The 17881-nt window shown below is 58.8% G+C and carries 18 protein-coding genes and 4 pseudogenes; 9 read left to right on the top strand and 13 right to left on the bottom strand.

The genetic code is table 11. The annotated features are described in order from the left end of the window. The first annotated feature begins 515 nt into the window (after nucleotides 1-515). Both OKW29_RS39820 and OKW29_RS39815 read left to right on the top strand, forming a co-directional pair. Nucleotides 516-986 (top strand): annotated as a pseudogene (locus OKW29_RS39820) (PRC-barrel domain-containing protein). A 350-nt stretch (nucleotides 987-1336) separates the two neighbouring features. Further along, complete coding sequence (locus OKW29_RS39815; RefSeq protein WP_429294731.1) at nucleotides 1337-1708, top strand: hypothetical protein; 372 nt, start codon at nucleotides 1337-1339, stop codon at nucleotides 1706-1708. A 1530-nt stretch (nucleotides 1709-3238) separates the two neighbouring features. Here the strand turns inward: OKW29_RS39815 and OKW29_RS39810 are convergent. Further along, on the bottom strand, nucleotides 3239-3562 hold the full coding sequence (locus OKW29_RS39810; protein WP_429294730.1) for a hypothetical protein: 324 nt from the start codon (nucleotides 3560-3562) through the stop codon (nucleotides 3239-3241). Nucleotides 3563-3701: 139 nt separating this feature from the next. On the opposite strand from OKW29_RS39810, the gene OKW29_RS39805 reads away from it, so the two are divergent. The 3 genes and pseudogenes from OKW29_RS39805 to OKW29_RS39795 all read left to right on the top strand — a co-directional run. Further along, nucleotides 3702-4586, top strand: a complete 885-nt coding sequence (locus tag OKW29_RS39805) for an SDR family oxidoreductase (protein WP_429294729.1) — start codon at nucleotides 3702-3704, stop codon at nucleotides 4584-4586. A gap of 77 nt (nucleotides 4587-4663) precedes the next feature. After that, nucleotides 4664-5362, top strand: a complete 699-nt coding sequence (locus OKW29_RS39800; RefSeq protein WP_429294728.1) for an SDR family NAD(P)-dependent oxidoreductase — start codon at nucleotides 4664-4666, stop codon at nucleotides 5360-5362. 105 nt (nucleotides 5363-5467) lie between these two features. Next, nucleotides 5468-5749: pseudogene (locus OKW29_RS39795) on the top strand (acylphosphatase); the annotation flags it as partial. Nucleotides 5750-5815: 66 nt separating this feature from the next. On the opposite strand, the gene OKW29_RS39790 reads toward OKW29_RS39795, so the two are convergent. Further along, nucleotides 5816-6184: a hypothetical protein gene (locus OKW29_RS39790; protein WP_429295031.1), complete on the bottom strand. Its 369-nt coding sequence runs from the start codon at nucleotides 6182-6184 to the stop codon at nucleotides 5816-5818. Nucleotides 6185-7215: 1031 nt separating this feature from the next. On the opposite strand from OKW29_RS39790, the pseudogene OKW29_RS39785 reads away from it, so the two are divergent. Continuing rightward, nucleotides 7216-7455: pseudogene (locus OKW29_RS39785) on the top strand (fasciclin domain-containing protein); the annotation flags it as partial. A gap of 205 nt (nucleotides 7456-7660) precedes the next feature. Further along, entirely contained in the window at nucleotides 7661-7945 is a 285-nt protein-coding gene (locus OKW29_RS39780) for a hypothetical protein (RefSeq protein ID WP_429294727.1), read from the top strand. Between the two features lie 203 nt (nucleotides 7946-8148). Here OKW29_RS39780 and OKW29_RS39775 read toward each other — a convergent pair whose 3' ends face one another. From OKW29_RS39775 to OKW29_RS39765, 3 genes are all read right to left on the bottom strand, one after another. Beyond that, nucleotides 8149-8403 (bottom strand): hypothetical protein, encoded by a 255-nt coding sequence (locus tag OKW29_RS39775; RefSeq protein WP_429294726.1) that lies wholly within the window; start codon nucleotides 8401-8403, stop codon nucleotides 8149-8151. A gap of 903 nt (nucleotides 8404-9306) precedes the next feature. Next, the gene (locus OKW29_RS39770; RefSeq protein ID WP_429294725.1) at nucleotides 9307-9669 is read right to left on the bottom strand and encodes a hypothetical protein; all 363 of its coding nucleotides are present in this window, start codon (nucleotides 9667-9669) and stop codon (nucleotides 9307-9309) included. A 367-nt stretch (nucleotides 9670-10036) separates the two neighbouring features. Beyond that, nucleotides 10037-10993, bottom strand: coding sequence for a LysR family transcriptional regulator (locus OKW29_RS39765; RefSeq protein WP_429294724.1), 957 nt, complete (start codon nucleotides 10991-10993; stop codon nucleotides 10037-10039). Nucleotides 10994-11097: 104 nt separating this feature from the next. On the opposite strand from OKW29_RS39765, the gene OKW29_RS39760 reads away from it, so the two are divergent. Next, nucleotides 11098-11844 (top strand): SDR family oxidoreductase, encoded by a 747-nt coding sequence (locus OKW29_RS39760; RefSeq protein WP_429294723.1) that lies wholly within the window; start codon nucleotides 11098-11100, stop codon nucleotides 11842-11844. A 130-nt stretch (nucleotides 11845-11974) separates the two neighbouring features. Further along, a pseudogene (locus tag OKW29_RS39755) lies at nucleotides 11975-12288 on the top strand (GlxA family transcriptional regulator); the annotation flags it as partial. A gap of 101 nt (nucleotides 12289-12389) precedes the next feature. On the opposite strand, the gene OKW29_RS39750 reads toward OKW29_RS39755, so the two are convergent. The 8 genes from OKW29_RS39750 to OKW29_RS39715 all read right to left on the bottom strand — a co-directional run bounded on the left by OKW29_RS39750 (nucleotide 12390) and on the right by OKW29_RS39715 (nucleotide 17864). Continuing rightward, a complete protein-coding gene (locus tag OKW29_RS39750; protein WP_429294722.1) occupies nucleotides 12390-12602 on the bottom strand; it encodes a helix-turn-helix domain-containing protein in 213 nt (70 codons plus the stop codon). A gap of 151 nt (nucleotides 12603-12753) precedes the next feature. Beyond that, the gene (locus tag OKW29_RS39745; RefSeq protein ID WP_429291470.1) at nucleotides 12754-14070 is read right to left on the bottom strand and encodes an IS701 family transposase; all 1317 of its coding nucleotides are present in this window, start codon (nucleotides 14068-14070) and stop codon (nucleotides 12754-12756) included. Between the two features lie 197 nt (nucleotides 14071-14267). Next, nucleotides 14268-14816, bottom strand: coding sequence for a DUF2442 domain-containing protein (locus OKW29_RS39740; protein ID WP_429295015.1), 549 nt, complete (start codon nucleotides 14814-14816; stop codon nucleotides 14268-14270). 170 nt (nucleotides 14817-14986) lie between these two features. Then, nucleotides 14987-15268, bottom strand: coding sequence for a hypothetical protein (locus tag OKW29_RS39735; protein WP_429294721.1), 282 nt, complete (start codon nucleotides 15266-15268; stop codon nucleotides 14987-14989). Between the two features lie 48 nt (nucleotides 15269-15316). Next, a complete protein-coding gene (locus OKW29_RS39730; protein ID WP_429294720.1) occupies nucleotides 15317-16318 on the bottom strand; it encodes a hypothetical protein in 1002 nt (333 codons plus the stop codon). Continuing rightward, a complete protein-coding gene (locus tag OKW29_RS39725) occupies nucleotides 16315-16848 on the bottom strand; it encodes an HAD domain-containing protein (protein WP_429294719.1) in 534 nt (177 codons plus the stop codon). Before OKW29_RS39725 ends, OKW29_RS39730 begins: the two co-directional genes overlap by 4 nt. A 20-nt stretch (nucleotides 16849-16868) precedes the next feature. Then, nucleotides 16869-17351: a hypothetical protein gene (locus OKW29_RS39720; protein ID WP_429294718.1), complete on the bottom strand. Its 483-nt coding sequence runs from the start codon at nucleotides 17349-17351 to the stop codon at nucleotides 16869-16871. Between the two features lie 105 nt (nucleotides 17352-17456). Further along, the gene (locus OKW29_RS39715; RefSeq protein WP_429294717.1) at nucleotides 17457-17864 is read right to left on the bottom strand and encodes a hypothetical protein; all 408 of its coding nucleotides are present in this window, start codon (nucleotides 17862-17864) and stop codon (nucleotides 17457-17459) included. Nucleotides 17865-17881: the final 17 nt, after the last annotated feature.

The raw sequence follows: 17881 nt of genomic DNA, 5'->3' as shown, positions 1-17881 counted from the left end.
GACATGAGTAGGGGAACTCGTCGATGGGGCCTGAGCGCCTCAAACCGGCACGCTCTCCGGCACGCAGACGCAGAGATTTCCAATCTAGAAAAAGCACTGGCGGCGGAGGGGACGCACTCGATATTTGCCCAGACCTATTGGCGACGTCGTCTTCACGAAATCCACGCAACGCCGGGGCTCGGGCTTGCCCAACGTATCAAGCTAGAAAAGCTGCTCAGCATCCTGGAGGGACACGAGAAACGGTAGAAATAACGTGCGGAATTGAATGGGGTTTGCGCCTTCGTGAGAGGTTGTCGGCCGCGAGGCGGATGATGCACCGCTGACATTGGTCCGCGATTTCCCCGCGATGTGAGCATGCAGTTGAACCCGGACTCACTGTCAGCAAAGTCACCCGGGCGCCAAGCCGAGAACACTCCCTCTGGCGAACCACACTGGCGCGCCGCTCTCCCGGACTGGAATGAAATCAACGCGGGGATGTTGACATCCTCATCGATTTCCGGCCAGAACAATTGCTGATGACAATCCACGACCCCAAAATCCCGTCGCGGACGGGCGGTGCCGGTGCGAATATTGTCGGCGGTGGAGTGGGTGCGGGGCCGGGGCAGGAGGTGATGGCGGCGTCGACTCTGGATGGCAACAAGGTGGTCTCGTCGGACGGAGCAGATATCGGCAAAATATCCGACGTCATGCTGGACGTGCGCAGGGGGCGTGTTGCTTATGCGGTTCTCTCGGAGGGTGGCTTCCTCGGCATGGGCGGCACCCTGCACGCGATTCCCTGGAGCGCGCTGACACTGGACGTTGACGAGAAGTGCTTCTTCGTCGACATAACGGCCGAACAAATCAAAAACGAGCCTGGATTCGACAAGGACCACTGGCCATCCATGGCGGATGCGCAATAGGGTGCCACGGTCCATCAGTATTACAACCGGGACCCGTACTGGTCTGCGCCCCGCGCTGTTAGCGAAAGAGACGTAACCGACATTTAAGAGTTCTATCCGCGGCCGGCAGCATGCGAAGCTGCCGCCGCCCGCCAGATAGTCGCACAGGCAGACCCAGTACATCCGGTCGTTGCCTCCCTCACGGAGGAAACCATGACGAATCAACGAAAGAGACAGACGCGCGACGTGCGCCGCGACGATGATAAAGATGAACGGCCAGGAGACGCCCCGAACGCCTCTGGCTCGCCAGTGCCTGACAGCGCTCCCCCACTCGTGCAGTCAGAGGACGATGACGCAATGGTTGACGAAGACGCGCCGGGACAGGAGTCGCCGGGGCGAGGTGTTGCGCCGGAACAGACCGTTTCCCGCCAGGCCCGCAACGAGCGGGGATAGCTGCAATGGACGACCGATTTGACCGACGCGAATTGCTGCTTCACCTCGGGGACATGCTCGAAGTTTTGAGCTGTTTAGCCAGGACAGGTCGGCCGGAGGCGCTGGTGCTGCAGCTTGCAAAGGAGCAGAACTTGTCACAGGACTTCGGGTTCCTCCAGGCGCTTGGTCCGACGATGACGGTGGCCGAGTTCAGCGCGGGCGTCGCCAGCGCGTTCTTCCTGTGGCCAAGGGAGCTGTTTGATACTGAGCCCAACCGCAATGCGCTTGCGTCAACCGTTCAGCAGGACCTTTTTGAGGGCAACCCTGACGGCTGGAAGGCGTACGCCGCTCACGTCCAGAAGAAGGAGAAGTGGTTCGTGACTGGGCTTCCCGGGTGAGGAAGGAGGCGGGGGCCGAATCGTTGCACGATGCAGTGGAGGAAGCGGGTCCGGTCGAGGCATCGGTCACGGCTGCGCCGCCCGTTCAGGGGGTGCGCATAAGAAAAGCGGTTGGCCCTGGGCCGAATCGAGGTCTACGTCATGGCGCATGCAATTCGTGGCGTCTATTCCGAACTCAAGGCGCCCCGGCGCTCAAACTCTCGTAGTGACCTCCATTCCGCTCGCTCTTGAAGCCGGCGCGCGTTTCGCATGTCGATGCGCCTCCCCTATCAGGACGCGCCCGACCCTTAAAGAGTGAAAGGGAAACCGGTAAGCCCGACCAAGGATGTCGTTCCCCCTCGAGACGCGGCACCCAGTGCTTTCCGTTCCTGGCCCGCCCACCGTCAGTCCGTTTTTTAGCTCCCTCCGAAAAAAACGTTGCATTGCGGGTCTACCCTGCACGGCCTGGCATGTTTTACGCCGCTTTGTACCTTCGTGTCGGGCATACCGCCATATGCCTCCATCCCCGCACTGGGGTCGGTCGCTTGAGTCGCGGCGTTTTCCTGTGGGGCGGGTTGAGGGACTTGGGGCGCGCCTTGCGAATGCGCATACCCGGCCATGACAAACAACCCGGCAGCAGAAGCGACCATCAGTGATGATTTCACGTTGGCTCCTTTAATCTACGTTGAGTTTTCCACGCATGAGATTCGCTATTCGCGTGCTCCGAACTCGAAATCCACACGGGAATTTCGGACGTGCGAAGCCCACTTCGGGCCTGCGTGGCTAGCTGCCCTGATAGATATCGCAGGACAGGCCCACCGTGCACGCGGCACCGTTTCTGGCTTTGCCGCTGCCGCTGCTTCCGCCGGGCTGGGGTCCATATCCCAGGTCGGGGGTGCGGTCCATAGTCGTGGCCGGCTGGGCAGTTGTCATGGGCTGCTGGGCAGACGACGGGTCAGTTGTGCCCGACGGTTGCATTTGCTGCGAGTGGGCGGCGCCGGTCACAGCGAGCAGGGATACTGCACTGACTACAGCTAAAAGTTGCACTTTCATCTCGTCACCTCTTTTTCGTCAACGGGTTGCGAATAGTACGACCCCGGAATAACAAGGGGATTGGCATCCCCACGAGCGCGCGATGCTTGCATTAGACCTTTTCTCGCGCCTTGCTGATTCCTGCTTTCGCTCCACCAAATGCCATACAGCGTCGTCTCCGACGCCGTTTAGCCGAGCAAATGCGAAGCTGGCTTGTGGCACCGTTTGTGCCCAAAGCCGGACTTATTCGATGACTACCTGGGTAATGACGCGAGGCTGGTACCGGGCGGGGCAGAAGGATGCGCAATGAGTGCGCCGGTGACAGGACGTTGTACGCCCATTGACCAATAAGACCGCTGCTGCGTTTATGTTATAGAACGCCAAGGTCGTGATTGACAGCGGAATCGACAATCGGCAAATCAGGGGCGACAGTCGCGCCTGGTCGCTCGCCTGGCATCGGAAACAGCGACACACCTGTCGCCCCCCGCATCCAGCTGCCCGGGGCCTCCATATATGCAGTCAACGCAGCGCAAGCCGGCGTCGCGTGATGAGGAAACCTCTCATGAAACACACAGCTTTTCCCGTTGCTGCCGTGTTGTCAGCCGCAGGGTCCGGGTTTTCGCGGCTAGCGATACCGTCACGGTTGGTGGACTCGCTCACCAATCTGCAGGGTCGCTGCCAGTCACGGTTAGCACTGGCGTCAAGTCGTCTGCGTACCACGCCAATACTTATTCCCGCCGCGGCCAACAAGTCTGCGCGATGCGCCTCATAGCGTGCTGGCAGCATCTTGCGCTTGGCAAGGTCGGCAGTTGCACCACACAAAACACAAGCGAAGGAAGCCACGCGCGAACGACGGGTTCAGCGTCTGCGACTCACGACGAGATGAGTAACGTACGCCATCCCCTTCACGAGTGACGTCTACATCGGCAACGGCGTGATGACGGCAGCAGCGTATGCTACAGGGAGTGTTCAGGAGACGACTATGAGCCTTGCCGGCAAGACCATATTCATGTCTGGTGGCAGTCGCGGCATCGGACTCGCCATTGCACTCAGAGCCGCCCGCGACGGCGCGAATGTCGTGATTGCCGCAAAGACCGCCGACCCAGACCCACGTCTCGAGGGTACGATTCACACGGCGGCTGCAGCTGTTGAAGCTGCGGGCGGCAGGGCGCTCCCGCTTGTTGTGGATATTCGCGACGAAGAACGCGTGAAAGCCGCGGTTGCCGAGACCGTTGAGATGTTCGGTGGCATCGATATCCTCGTGAACAATGCCAGCGCCATTCGACTGACTGGCACGCTAGACACACCCGTCAAACGGTACGACCTGATGCATGGGGTCAATGGCAGAGGCACGTTCGTGTGCGCGCAAGCGTGCCTGCCGCATCTCCTCAATTCGCCGAACCCGCACATCCTCACGCTGTCACCTCCGTTGGTCCACGACGCAAAATGGTTTAGCGACTTTCCGGCATACACCATTGCAAAATACACGATGAGCCTGTTCACATTAGCGCTTGCCGGGGAGTTCAAGGACCGAGGTGTCGCAGTCAATTCGCTGTGGCCTCGAACAGCTATCGCGACCGCGGTTGTGCGAAATGAGATTGGTGGTAAGGACATGATTGCAGCGTGTCGCAAGCCTGAGATAGTTGCCGACGCGGCCCACTATATCCTGACGCGCCAGGCCAGGGAGTGTTCGGGAAACTTCTTCCTCGACGACGAGGTTCTGCTGGCAGCCGGTGTGCGCGACTTTGCACAGTACGACGTGCAGGCTGGGGCTGCATTGCAGGCAGATTTCTTTGTGGAGGCCTTGCCGGGCATGTTGCCGGCGGACAATATGACGAAGCGTCCATCCCGCAATCCCCTCCGCTAAATAGTTAGGATGTGCGGAAACGGACTAACGGCACGGCATACGTAGCTACTCTGGTCCCTGTTGAATTCGGAGGAACCGTGAATCGAACCGAGACAGCGCTGATTGTGGGCGCAGGAAAGGGATTGAGCGCCTCCCTTGCTCGCCTGTTTGCGGCGGAGGGTATGCAGGTCGCGCTCGCCGCCCGCGACACGAGCAAGCTCGCCGACCTGGTCGACGAGACGCATGGCGTGGCCGTGGGCTGCGACGCCAGTCGCCCGGACGAGGTTGCAGCACTCTTTGACCAGGTAGAGCGCGCCTTTGGCGTCCCCGACCTCGTTGTCTACAACGCGAGTGGCCGCTATCGCGCGGCAGTTGAAGCCATCGAGGCAGAGAGACTTGAAGCTGCCGTTAGGGTCACCGCATTCGGCGGCTTTCTCGTCGCGCAAGCCGCAGCCGTGCGCATGCTGGCCCGCGGCCACGGCACCATCCTGCTGACCGGTGCTACGGCAAGTGTGAAAGGGCTAGCCGGCTCGACACCGTTTGCCATGGGAAAATTCGCCCTGCGGGGAATGGCCCAGTGTATGGCGCGAGAGCTTGCCCCAAGGAATATCCACGTTGCGCATTTTGTTATCGACGGCGGCATTGCCAGTAGCTGGGCACAATCAGACGATGGCGGCACGGACGACAAATGGTTGAACCCTGACGCGATAGCGCGGGAATACCTTCACGTTCATCGTCAGCACCGCAGCGCGTGGACGTGGGAGGTGGAACTCCGACCATGGGTGGAGAGGTTTTAGGAAACACCGCTCGCCTCACGACGCTGCGAATTTGGCCGCTGTGCCAGCCGTAGTCTCCCTGAAGAGACAGTGAGACACACCTCGTCATTCTTTCAAGGACTTCGCATGGGCGCTGACGACGAAGATGGGATGCTTGAGACTCGGCTCGTTCGAGTACGCGGTCAGGTACAGGGCATCGGCTATCGGGATAGCGTGCGTACGCCGGGCTCAAGCGCCCGGCGTCTCCGGCTGGGTGCGCAACCGGATGGACGGTTCGGTAGGAACGATGCTGCAGGGCTCATCCGTGAGCTTGCCGAAATGTGCGCCTGATTGAGCGACGGGATGTCTGTAGCGCTTTTCGACGAGCTTGACGTGACCGAGGTTCAGCCGCCGCTTGCTCGCTTTGACCAGACCCTTTTCCAGCATTCCAGGGAGCGGGCTGAAGTTGTCAGTTTGTCTTTGCTAGAAGCGGATTCAGCGGACAACCGGCCGTCTATGCCACCACGCCATGACGCTTGCCACGAATACACCCCAGCACGCGCCCAGCACGAGCATCATGAACGGAATGGCCGCGCACATCGTCTCGAACGAGAGGGTGTGCAGCACACGCGGCAACGCGTAAAGGTCACTGGCCGTCAGGAACAGCGCGAAGAGTCCAGTCGACACAGCCGTGCGTCCGTGCATGAAGACAGGGGTGAATCGCGCACGGTAGCGGACGATTAAATATGAAGAAAAATAGGCGATGGCCGCAGGAGTGACCAGCAACAGCGAAAAGAGCGCGTCGTGCTGGACTGCAAAGCCCATCAACGCCGCTCGCACATTGTCCAACGTTGCTTCGAGCATTCTAGTTTGCCCTCGTTCTATGGCTTGGAAAGGTCGCGGGTCCTGTCGCAGCAAAGCCTGTTGTTTCTCAGTGACAATTCCCTCAGCGCCAACTTCTGCGAATCGTCCCTCCGGGTGAAAGCGCTGAACCGGCGAAATCTGGTACAGGCTCAGCACCCTGCCTTCAAGAATGGTATAGGCCTCCTCGTCTCCGGCTCCTCATGGCGCTTCTTTGGAGCCTCCGGGCAAGGTGGCGCTCACGTAGGCTTAGTCCGCGGGTGCAACCGCCGCAGCGCTCGGCGTTGTTGTCGGCACTGTTCGCGTTGTTAAGACGCAAAGAGCGAAATAGACGCTGTTGCTGATAGCTCTTTCATGAGCACTTCAAGGTTCGTCGTTGTACTTGGCCGCGAGTGTGCCAACTTCGACGAATCCAGAACCCAGCGCACACGAAAGGATACTCGACGAATATCCCCCGTCGCGCAACAGGACTCCGAGCCCGAAAGCAGGCGCCTACGACAATGACCACAAGAAAACGTGAACTAATGGCACGGAGGAGCGCGAATCGCGGCACAGCGAATTTGCTGTAATAGCTTTCTCGAGACTGCGCATAGGGCAGCCAGGGAGTCGCTGAGGTGCGGTGACTTCGAACTATATGACCGGCGCCCTTAGAACAGGCGTCGTCTTCACAGCAGAGATGCTCTCGCGCCAACTGCTCGTCCTGGCTGCCATAAACCCTACGCCCGGAAATGAGCAGCGGTACACGCAAATTCGAGGGAATTCAGCAGAAGCGCTATCACGAGCCAATCTTGGGAGACTCGCCGCTCACGCGTAGGGCATTACACAGATTAAAGATTATAAGATTACCGGGGTGCTCGACCGAGAAAACGTTTTGCCTGCAGCGCAGTTTTCGGAAGTGGATACCCATTTTCCGTATGTGAAGGCCAAGCAAAACGTGGGTGGAGGACAAGTTGCGCGTGGGCGGAGGACAAGTAAAACGTGGGTGGAGGATGACGAGCGGAAATCGCTCGGTACCGGCCCGTGGCAGACGGAGTTCGTACCACGTCATTCCGGGGCGCTACGACTTCCGCAAGCTCGACCAGGCCATCAAGGCTGGCGGCGGCAAGGCGGAACTGAAGACAGTCAATGGAGAGGAACTGACATTCAGCGAGAACGGTCCGCACAACATCGTAGTAATGGATGCCAGTGGCCACACTGCCGACATTTCCACCTATGACGTCACCCAGAGCAACGGCGTCATCATGGTCGTAGACAAAGTTCCGATGCCGAAGTAATAGGACAAGCACTCGGCGTCAGGCGCTCGAATCCAGCGTAACGCTGTCATTTTCGGTGCCGCGCCACGACTCACTCGCATGCCTCGCGCCCTGTTTGCATTGGAGTGGCTGCTTGCGATTTGCCGCTGCGCAACCAGTCAGCCTTTAGCGGCATACGAGACTTTGGCGTGGCTGACGAACGCGCCTGCATCAAAGGAGAAATACCATGGAAAAGTTGGCGACGAAAGTTCTGTTCGCGCGTGTCGCTGTCGCGTCACTCTGCGCGTGCGCCGCGACGCTTGCGCAGGCTGGCGGGAATGGCAACGGTGGAAATGGCAGCGGCGGCGCTCACGGTGCTGCAACCGCAGGGATGACGTACCACAGCGAGCCCGTCTCGAGCCCCTGGAACCGGGTTCCTGGCGACATGAGCAAGAGCGCGGACACGGCTCATATCGATATGCCCGGCATGACTCCCGACGACAGCGCTATGTCTAAAAAAACTGGGCAGTAATGCTTGAAAGTTTGCCGGCGCCAGAAGGCTCATGGTCTGCGCGCCCGGCAACATGTTCGCAAGTAGTCGCTACGTCAGGTGCCGAAGGCCGTTGCCCCCTTGTCGGCTTCCTAGACTGAAAATTCGCGGCACCGCTGGTGCAGGAAGAGCCTTACCTAAGGCCAGTCGGAAGGCGCAATCGCCGGTTGCGCTCACAGCTCTGTTCATAGAGCCGGCCGTCCTGGTAACCGCATGAAGTTTTCGATGAGCCGTAGCAAGTCCGTCTCGTCCGGCCGCGTACCCCATCGGCTGTAGCCCGCAACAGATGCAATGGCAAACCAGGAATGCGGCGGAAACCATTCTGCCCGCACTGTTACGCCGCCGATAATTCGCAGTCGGCCCGTATCGCTAAGAAATTCAGCGTGAATTTTTTCGCCGCCGACTGTTTTGCTGGCAATTACTGGCGTGGACCGAAACATGAAGCCCTCCTGCGGTTTCTGACTGCTGAAAGTGGATGCTTATGTGGTAGCTCTCCCGAAGAAAACGAACATGGCCCAGGCGTTTGCATCAACCCGTCGAGTCGGCGGCTAAAACTAGGGTTACTGATAGCACCGCGTATTGAGAGGCAAGTTGCATGCCAAATTGAGCAAACGACCGATAACCGGGCTTTTGCCCATTTTGCATTGGCTATTGGTTCTGGTCAGGGGCAGTTGCGCTTGTCGGATGCACGAAAGTGAACAACGAGGCACCCGTTCTGTGCTGCGCAGCGCGCCGGCGGTAACCGGGCGATTGTCGTCAAAAAAGGAGCGGAATCGCGTGAAATTACCCAACCACGCTGATGGCAGGCCACACAGAGCCTGGCAAGGCCAACCAGGCCTCTGACGATGGCTCACCTACGGAAGAGGCCTCGCTTAACCAAGGTTCCTGAAAAGTGGGAACCGCTCAAATCAAGCCACAATATTGAGGCGCAGATGGTGCTGATTAACGCGCACATATCGCAACCGTCCCAGTTAATGTTCGAGATGAAGGGTCAACGAAGCCCTGGTTGCAGCGGTGAACTTGCACGCATTGTCCACAGGCTAGCTGCGGCTCAAGAGGATGCGGATGTCCTGCGGGCCAAACATGATGGCAATCTGCTTTTTCTTACATTAGCCGCAGGCTGGGTGCGGACCTGGATTCGCGACGACGTCATCGCTCAGTGGCTTGCATCCCGCCGGCCGGCCTACGTCGTGCCGCTAAAGGGCATTGTCGATGATGCAGACTTTGCGATAGAGCCGCGGCGCCACATGAAACTCCCCTATGAGCCAGCTGCGGGCATGGTCGCCACGTCAACAGTTAAAAGGCGCAAAAAGCGTCTTTCCTGGACTGCGGGAAGTTCCGGCTCAGAAACAGCCGACATTGACCAGATATGTGAGGCAGTGCTGGTAAATATCTCTCGCAACGGGCGAGCAGAAATCGAGGCACAGATTTTCGCAGAACAAAGCCGTCACGGAACCCGGCGCGATTGCGGAGCCCGATGTCTTCTCGAGGCCTCGAGCGATATCGTGAGCGCGGGCCGAAAGCATCACCCGCTCCATCACATCAGCTCCCCCACCGTTCGTCTTTAGCCAAAGAGCTGTTGACTCCACGACATGCCCGACCGACAGCCATTCGCCCGTCATCTGTCGCGCAAGGAGGTGGGGTGCAACGAGATAGGCAAGCAGTTCGGCGCGAGCGCGCAGGTCCAAGTTTAGTGGGTTGCTCATCGCCGTGACACCTGTGTCGAACACATCGACGTGCCATTGTAGATGTACCTGACCAACGTCTGTCGGATGCGTTGGCCTGGCTCAAGCTCTTCGTAGTTCGCAGGCGAATGGACGCTGCTTGCAGAAAAACTTTGTGACGTCTTCAGCTCGCGGTCTGCCCTGCCGCAACGATGTCCGGCCGGCGGACTTGGGTTCTGCCATAGCGCGCAGATTGTGTCTTGACTTCGCGAAGCCGGCACCGGTGCTGCGCAAGCCTCCAGCGCAGGGCGGAACTAGACCCGCTGTCAGGATAATGGCGCTGTTCCCGGCCCCAAGCCGGTAGATGCGCATTTCAGGTCCTCTATTGTTGTCCGAGCACGCTTTCACCTCACCTTACTCCAGCATGCGCGTGCCGTTCCACGAGAGCGTCCCAAGGCGTTGGTGAGGGAAACAGTTCCTGTAGAAAAGCGATAAACGCCTTCACCGCCGGATTGCTCCTGCGGCTTTCGGGCCATAAGGCGTGGAGTTGAAATCGGTCGTGCGCATACTCGAACAGCACGGGAACAAGTTCACCTCGCCTCACAAAGGGTGCCGCAATGTAGGTTGCTGAAATGCCGACGCCGGCACCGGCTGCCAACGCTGCGGCCACAGCGTCACTCAGGTCAATAGTGAGCCCTGACGGCGGAGAGAACTCCAGCAACCTCTCCCCCATGCGGAACGGCCAGACCGCCTCCTGTCCGGTCGACTGGTATCTGAAGTTTACGCAATCATGGTTCTGAAGGTCGCTAGGGTGAGCGGGGATTCCCCGCTCTTCGAGATAGGCGGGGGATGCGAAAGCGCATATGCGATGCGGGGCAAGCCGGCGCGCAATCAGCCTCGTGTCAGTTGGGTCACCGACCCGAATGGCAACATCAATACCCTCCTCAATCAAATCGACCACTCGGTCACTGAGCCGTACGTCGATGCTCACCTTAGGAAAGCGCTTGCGGAATACCGGCAAGGCCGCGGCTAGGATGTGGACGCCCACCGGAAGCGGTGCCGTTATCTTGATGGTCCCAGCCGGCTCCGAACGTGCCGCGGCCACAGCCTGTTCTATGTCTTCAGCCTCCCGGAGCAGTCGTTGGGTGCGCGTGAGAAGGTCGCGCCCTTCGGGAGTGAGAGTCAAGGACCGCGTCGTCCTGCTGAAAAGTTTCAAACCGAAGTGCTGCTCCAGCCGCTGCACGCTTTTGCTGATAGCGGACGGCGAGACCGCCAGCGAACGGGCCGCAGCCGTATAGCTGCCGAGCGAGGCCGCTCGGGCGAACGCGATGAGACCCGTAAGCCTCTCAACAGAGAATTGTTCCATAGTGGCACTATTAAAGCGATAAGTAGGCCTATTATCAAGCACGCCGTCTCAAATTAAGCTTCTCTTCAACGACGCCGACCCGGCGCTCATCTACGGAGAACGTTATGAACGAGGCAACCACCATCAGCCAAGCCACGCAACTTGCCGGAAAGACAGTCCTTGTTTTCGGTGGCACTTCCGGCATTGGACTGGAGGCCGCCATTCAGGCGCAGGAGGTGGGAGCCCATGTAATCGTAGTTGGCCGCAGTGCGGCCTCCGCAGAAACTGCTGCAAGGAAACATGGCTTTGCGGGTTGGCGCGCGGCGGACGTTACGGACGCGAAGGCGTTGGGACTGGCAGTGAAGGACATTCCGTCCGTTGACCATCTAGTGCTGCTAGCAGGAACGTTCGTCGCCGGCAAGCTTCGTGAAGCTGACGAGAGCTATCTGCGCCAGGCATTCGAAGAACGTATCTGGGCAGCGGTACATGTACTCCGCGCTTTGGGCGACCGTTTGAGCAAGGACGGCTCGGTCACTTTCATTTCGGGCAGTCTGGCAGACCGGCCGAACGCATACGGGACGGCTGTCCTTGCGGCCGCTTCCGCTGCGATGGAAGCGCTCTCACGTGGTCTCGCCCTCGAGTTAGCGCCCATTCGGGTAAATACATTGTCGCCCGGTCCGATTGATACGCCGATTTTGCGGAAGACGCTTGGCGATGCCCGAGACGGGTTCGTCGAGGGGCTCAAGAAGACGCTGCCTTTGCATCGGCTGGGCACTGCTGCCGAGGCAGGTGCGGGCGTGGTTTTTCTCATGACCAACGGTTTCATGAACGGCATCACGCTGAACCTGGACGGCGGCGCCCGACTTGTTTAAACATGAGTGCGGTCAAGCGTTCGTGCCGAACAGTCTAGCTCACACAACACTGCTCCAGAACAGCAGGGCGACCAATCTTCGACCAATCCGGCTTCGTGCCATGGAAGAACCGAACCGCGTATCCATCGTGCGGTCCGCTACGCATCGGCTGATTATGTACCAGCGTCACTCGGGTGAGCAGACGCAGCATTGGGAATTGCTAGAGCTCGCACCAAGTCGGACCGCATTCAAACTGCTCTCGACCACGCGCGGAAGAATCTGTATCGCCGCCGGCGGTTGAGGAGCTAGCTGACGCGGCGAACGTTACCCCGCGACAGTTCAGCCGCGTGTTCACTCACGAGACCGAGACGTCTCCCGCGCTCAGTCGAGGCGCTGCGTCTGCGGGCGCCAAGGCTCATGATTGAACGGTGCCGCCATACATTGAACGCGTTGGCCCGCGAGACCCGATGGGTCTTCGGTATGCAGCGGAAGAGACTCGAACCTTACCAGACGCGCACGGTTGTCGTACTGTCGGGAGGCACGCATGGAAGCGCTGACGTTTGTTTTCACAACCCGGGCGGCTCGTCCTCTTCCCTCTGCGTGCGAAAGAACTCTTTCGCTGCAGCCTCCTGCATCGCTCGATAGAGGCGGACGGTCTCTTCGTCGATAACGACCTCACCGTCACTGCCAACAGTCCCGTGCAAATCGCCGCGTCGAAGTAGTCGCAGCACATGTGCTCGACTCACGAACAGGTACTGCGCCACTTCGTCCACTGTCATGTCTCAGCTCCAGCTGGGCGCTTTCTGAAATGCAACGCGTTCCTACTCTTACTGTGTCACATAATTAGTTGCGCGCTCTATTGCCGTACAGGAAGAGAGCCATCGTTGCATGAGCCTTAGTCCAAGCAGAATGCGCAACGTAGTAATGGAATCAGGAACGTGGCGTTGAGCGCGCTGGACTGCCCCGGGGGATGTAATCCGGGGGAAGGGCAGGCAGCGCGCGTTCAAGGAAGTTTTTTTTATCGCGTCCATCTGATTGCATCCGGAGTCGCTGAGCCATCAGAAACCCATACGCAGCGATACTCAGTGTGGCGTGGTGGTGAAAGCCACGCCAGCCTCGCCCTTCATAATGACCGAGCCCGAACTCCTGTTTCAGGTCCTGATAGTCGCGCTCGATGCGCCAGCGCATTTTGGTCACGAACACAAGCTGCTCAAGTGTCGCCTCCTCGGGGGCGGTAGTGAGAAAGTATTTGAGCGGCTCCGGATCGCCATCAGGCCATTCAATAAGCAGCCACTCTTCGTCGCGAACGGTGCTTCGCCAATAGTCGCGATGTGCGGGACGAACCCGTACGGCGGCAAAGCGCGAGGAAAGTGCTGCGTTGCTGCCTTCGCGCCAGGTTACGGATTGCCAGGCGCTTACGGGTAATTGCATGGCCAGTTCCTTCACGGCGATCGGCTCGTGGCCGGGCGCACGGCGCAACAATGTCGGTGGCTTGCCGCGCCCGCTCCAGGGCTTGGGCGGAAGCGGCGCCGTACCTGGTGCCCACACAGAGGTGCCCGGCCGGATCCCTACCGCGTACAACAAACCCAGTTCCGTTACGCCCTCCCGGAAAGCGGTTTCGTCGCCATACCCAGCATCGGCCAGCACGATGCCCGGTGCAATGCCGGATGCTATAGCCTCGCGAAGCTGGGCCAGCGCAATCTGAGGCTTGGTCTCGAAGGCCAGATCGTCGGGAATGCCCGCACGACGGGCACGTTCCCGGTCGTCAATCCATTCCTTGGGGACATACAGCTGCCAGGCAATCGGCAGGCTGCCGCGTTGCGTCGCGATCGACAGGCTCACTGCAACCTGGCAGTTGTCCTGCTTTCCGAGTTGCCCACAGTACTGACGTGCCACCCCGACCGAATGACGTCCCTTCTTTGGAAAGCCGGTGTCGTCAATGATCCAGTAGTAGCCGCTTTCTTCAGCAGCGTGCGCGTCTAACGCTGGCATCACCCATTCGCGTACCCGCTGCAGGACCGCCCGGGCAGACCATTCTGCCTTGGCCACAAAGTGATGGAGTGACTGGTGCTTCGCACTCGCGTGAAGTGGGTCAATGTGCGCGGCCATCGGCTCGACGCTCTTGCGCGACAGCGGCAACACCAGGCCCGAACAATAGCCCTTGAGGCCGGCATGACGATCGGCGTGTCCTAACGCCTGCCCCAGATGATTCAGATACGCGTCAAATTCGTCGACATCTGCGCTCATCGCGATCGCCCGAAGTCTGTATTATTCAATACTACCAGGTATCACCTTGCTGCAAATGAATTTTGTGACACAGTAAGACTACAAGCCCGGCGGCATTGCTATGAGCTTCTTTGGGCACCAGTGGCCGACCAGACCGCGGGCAGCGTTGCCGCGGGCTTCGTTATGTCAGTAGGTCTAGGCAACCAACGCCTTTGGTGTCACCAGCCGAGCAACACTCGCAGCCGCTCAATAAGCCAGTCCGCCTCCACGACGCTGACCCACCCTTTGCCTTCAATAGCGCGCCTCATGCGCCTTAGCGTTATCTCGCGCGAATGCTGGGGAAATTTGGCTGCGTCTTTAAGTGTTTTGGGGACGAGCTGCCGTGCGAGGTCTTCGCATACGTCCCAGCGTTCAAATCGTTCGGGCGCGGTTAGACCGACAACGAACCGGCCCGCAATCCTCCGGCCGGCGAGCTTCGGCTGTGCGCCAGCGAGTGATGCGGGGCTTGTATCCCACGGAAAATCGTTGGGTATGCGTGAACTCAACGTCTCTTCAAGAAGAAGATGCTCATAGTCACGCATCAGCCCGCCGACGCTGATGTCCTCGTCCAATTGGTCCCAGCGCAGCACTGCGCCAAATGCAGAGATTCGAACTTGGCTTCGCTGCTCGGGTGTCGCTGCTAGCAATCGGGGAAACCAACGCATCGGAACTCGAAATACGCGTCCGTCCTTAAGCGAGATGCAAAACGCGTTCTCACTTACGGTCACTTTGATTGCTATCGGTCGAATGCGTTCTATCAACTGACAGACCTCGATACGTGGCTCACGTCGTAGACGCTCATGCCAGTACCATCTAGCTTACGCAAAGTCGGGACTAGCTATCGAGTACGAGAACGTTCGCCGCACTTTTTTGCGCGGACGAATTGCACTGCTCAACATCACGTCTCTTTTGTTAAGGGCCGCGGCGGAAGTTCTTCTCTGCCTACAAGAGCCGTCGCGACACCCCGGGCGACAAGGTCCCCCACCGTGGTCGCAAATCGAGGGTAGTTCTCGAGATGACCCGTCGCCATTTGTTCCCCGGCCTCGTCAAAAACGCGGACTTCATACGACGCTTGCGCTCGGTCACCGCCCACGTTGACGATTTCGACTTTCCCGAGGTGTTTGCGCGTCGCGGTGTCAGGGTCGCCAAACGGCAACAATTCAGTGGTGACTTGCAGCATGAAGCATGCTCCTCTAATCGGGAAAATATCTGGTCGTACGACTTGCGCTTAGTGCTTGCGAAGATAAGCGATGACTTGCTTCGCTACGTCAACAACCGTCTTGTACTTGCCTGCCGCTATTCTTTGCGAGTTGAGCGGAGTGCCAGGCGCAGCTACGATTCGGATTCGAATGAGCTCGCCGACGACGAGGATTTGCACGCAAGCTTCGGGTATCGGCGTAGCATCTCCAACTGTCTGTCGCTCAACAAAGAGGGTAAATCTTCGGACGTCAGGATATGGACCCAGCGGCCATTGGTACCCGTGTACATGAAGCGCCTCTGACGCACGCTCCCAAAGCGGTCTGCGCGGGTCAATTTCCGCAATGGCGGTGTACAGCGCGTCGATGTCTGTCGGCTCGGTCTCATGCTCGCCGTCATAAAGTTTGACGGCGGTTCGCGACCACTCTGCGGCCCACGCCTCAGCTAGGCGTCTCAGCGATTTGAAATCATCATCGCTCTCAAGCATGTCGAGTGGGCTGCGGTCGCCGAGGCTTTCTCGCCGTGACGTAAGAAAATCGACGCGGCACATCGGTGGCGCGGGTGCGATGATTCGGCAAATTGCCTGCAACCGCTCACGATTGTGTGCCGGTTCTGCAAGCAGAGCAGGAATGTATGGTACTTCGTCGACTTCGACGGCGAACACGCTGCCGTCATTTAGAAGGGCCGCCAGTCGCTTCTCGCTTACGCCGATTTGCTTCTTGAAATCGGTGGGCGCCACCAACTCACCGTTCGCAATCATTGCGCGACGCGCTCGAAGCGCTTGCTGCCAAAGATGTTCTGGCAAGATGTCGCCGCCAACATCCTCGCCGGCTTCAAAGTAAGCGTCGCGAACAATCTCTTCTATGCGAGCAATCACCTCGTCAGGTAGCCGCTGAAATTTAACGCGCTCCGTCGGCGGTAGCCGGAAGTCATTCGCAGCGATTTTGCGCACAAGGGATGATGCCAAAAACTGAGGTATGTCAAAGGCATCGTCGACGTGTTTCATGGCGATTTCCCAGCCGCTGTTACTCATGCCCGACCTTCCGTCACGATTGACGCGAGCCATGCATGGAACAACTGCTGCATATAAGGTGTCTCGGGCCCGGTATCTTTTGGTACGACGAAGAAACGAGACATCAAATCGAGCGGCACGCCGCGAAAATCATCCCCAATCGCAAGCCAATTTCCAAGCCTATGCGCGCCAGCATGTCTGATGATGGACCACGTACGCCCGGAGCCATTTTGTAGCTCGCCGAAGCGCGGGGGATACTCGCGTGTAGTGCCGACAACTCTTCGCCTAAGCGCGCTGGGCAACAGCGCTATAGTGTCTGCGTCACCGAACCACCAGGCCCAATTCGTCGTCAGAACTAGCCGCAAATCTGGATACGGCGCGAGTGCCTCGGAGAGGTAGTGCGCGTACTCAAATGGCTGGCGACCGGAATCGAGCGTCACGCTTCCGCAGGCGTCCACCATGCCCTCACCGCAATGCAAGACACCGCTAAATCCCATATACAGAGTCGGCGTGTTCGGGTCAATCGGGAAACCGCCGTCGAGCTCAGTCATCACTGGCCTCCTTCACGTTGCTATCGTTCGACCAGCTTCGTTTTTTCATATAGACCGACTTCTTGCGATAGAAGCGCTATCTCGTGAAGTGCTCTGCCGGCAGCACGGCGCCGCTTGAGCCTGTACGCTTCGGCCTTTGCTCGCAGCACGAGCTTGCGACCGCGGCGCACTACCACTGGACGCAAAGCGTGTCTTCGCATTAGCTGTTTGCGGACATATCCTGGACTCACATTGAGCAACTGCGCAACATCAGAAATTGACATCAAGTCGCGTCCGCCGAAGCTGACCACTGGAGACAATCTCGTATCCATGTACTCGCGGGTAGTGGCACGACAGGCGGCAAAGTAAAGATGACGTTCATCTGCGGTTCTTGTTGCTGTGTGCTTCTTACGGCAGCGACAGACTCGCTTGAGCGCCTTGCTACGAATTTTTAGAATGTGCTGGAGGATGTTTTGCGCCGCATAGATGGGACGCAGTTCGATGTTCGACTTAGTGTCAGCCATTTCGCCCCCTAAGCAGTCGACCGATTGCATAGCCGACCATAGCTGCGACCAAAGGAATCGCAAGTAGCGGCCAGTTCTCTCGCCACACGAGCAGCAAGTTGTCATTCATGAAAGAGCCCTCAAGACCGCTCGAGCTATCGTAATGACATCATCACCTATCGTGAAGGAGACAGGCGCAAAGTCAACCAGCGATTGGCCACGCTGCACACTCACGTTCGCCAGCGTGCCCATGCATGCGACGTCGATGCGCGTCGTGAAAAGCACGACCTCCTGAGCATCGCCGTCAAGCCGCGCCTCGTGGACGAAAGCCGTAAAGCGAGCAGAAACTGGATATGGGCCCCGCGGCGACGGGCGCTCGAGCGCAAGTAATGCGCGCTCCTCAAAGCTCCCTTCGGGCTCGATGGTCATTCCATCGCAAACGAGCTGAAACCTGTCGCCCGTGCAGTCGCCCAGGTACACGGCTACTTCTGTCTGCACGAGCGTCTCTGGTTGCGAGTCAGCTCCTTCAATCATTTCCGACTCCGTGTGAA

The sequence above is a fragment of the Paraburkholderia sp. CI3 genome (genome assembly GCF_050436505.1).
Lineage (GTDB): Bacteria > Pseudomonadota > Gammaproteobacteria > Burkholderiales > Burkholderiaceae > Paraburkholderia > Paraburkholderia tuberum.
Note: the sequence above shows the minus strand (reverse complement) of the source record. Positions and strands in the feature narration are given on the sequence as shown.